The following is a 357-nucleotide window of genomic DNA, read 5'->3' as shown; positions in this document are numbered from 1 at the left end:
CATTACCTATTTTCCCGTGCAGTCGCCCGCAAAGTATTTTCGGCGCAAACGAGCTTAACTTCTGTGTTCGGAATGGGAACAGGTGGACCCTCGCTGCAATCAACACCAACTTACTTTTCTTTGAAAAGAAAAGTAAGCAAAAGAAACTTTCAATGTTTTTCTTCTCCTTACCATTCTTTTCAACAGTAAGCTATTTAATTTTGCTCAATGATTATATCATCATTGTCTGCTCTTGTCAAGAACTTTTTTGGTGACCCGTACCGGATTCGAACCGATGTTAACGGCGTGAGAGGCCGCTGTCTTAACCACTTGACCAACGGGCCATGGTGCACCTTCAGGGACTCGAACCCGGGACCC

1 tRNA gene and 1 rRNA gene are annotated in these 357 nt (G+C 44.8%); both read right to left on the bottom strand.

Features of this window, described 5'->3' with window-relative positions:
• Positions 1 to 110 (bottom strand): 5S ribosomal RNA (rrf, locus tag ACTQ33_RS17220); the annotation flags it as partial.
• 138 nt (positions 111 to 248) lie between these two features.
• Positions 249 to 323, bottom strand: a tRNA-Glu gene (locus ACTQ33_RS17215).
• Positions 324 to 357 lie beyond the last annotated feature (34 nt).

Origin of the sequence: Candidatus Avoscillospira sp. LCP25S3_F1, from assembly GCF_052117125.1 — a bacterium.
Classification (GTDB): Bacteria; Bacillota; Clostridia; order Oscillospirales; family Oscillospiraceae; genus Avoscillospira_A.
The sequence above is the reverse complement of the archived record's forward strand: the minus strand, read 5'-3'. Positions and strand labels throughout refer to the sequence as shown.